Source organism: Acidovorax sp. SRB_24 (assembly GCF_012931925.1).
Genome location: NZ_MWOM01000194.1, coordinates 1 through 629 on the forward strand (window position 1 = coordinate 1; position 629 = coordinate 629).

Annotated in this window: 1 protein-coding gene and 1 pseudogene; both read left to right on the plus strand. The window is 69.5% G+C overall.

The window, feature by feature from the left end; genetic code table 11:
• On the plus strand, window positions 1–520 hold a 520-nt coding region (gene nadC, locus B2J89_RS23360), incomplete at its 5' end, for a carboxylating nicotinate-nucleotide diphosphorylase (protein WP_169170840.1).
• A pseudogene (locus B2J89_RS23365) lies at window positions 517–629 on the plus strand (quinolinate synthase NadA); the annotation flags it as partial. The gene nadC and the pseudogene B2J89_RS23365, both read left to right, overlap by 4 nt.

A 629-nucleotide genomic window follows, 5' to 3' on the forward strand; every position in this document is an offset into this window, starting at 1 on the left:
CGCCGTCGCCACCAAGACCGCCACCTACGTCGAGGCCGTGCGCGGCACGCGCGCGCAGATCGTCGACACGCGCAAGACCCTGCCCGGCCTGCGCCTGGCGCAAAAATATGCCGTGCGCAAGGGCGGCGGCACCAACCACCGCATCGGCCTGCACGACGCCGTGCTGATCAAGGAAAATCACATTGCCGCCGCCGGCGGCGTCACCGCCGTGCTGCGCGCGGCCCAGCAGGTGGCGGCGCGCGCGCAATTCATCGAGATCGAGGTCGAAACCCTGGCCCAGCTCGACGAGGCCCTGGGCGCCGGCGCCAAGATGGTGCTGCTCGACAACATGCCGCTGGCCCTGCTGCACGATGCCGTGCGCCTGAACGCGGGCCGCGCCATCCTCGAAATCTCGGGCGGCGTCACGCTCGAGGGCCTGCGCGCCCTTGCAGAAACCGGCGTGGACCGCATCTCCATCGGTACCCTCACCAAGGACGTCAAGGCCACCGACTTCTCGATGCGCCTCGAGGAATTCGCATGACCACCATCGCCATCAAGGAAGTCGAATACGAGCAGCCTGCGGGCGACACGGTCTGCAGCACCAAGCACGCCTGGGCGCGCGTGCCCGCCGAGCCCACGCCCACCGAGCG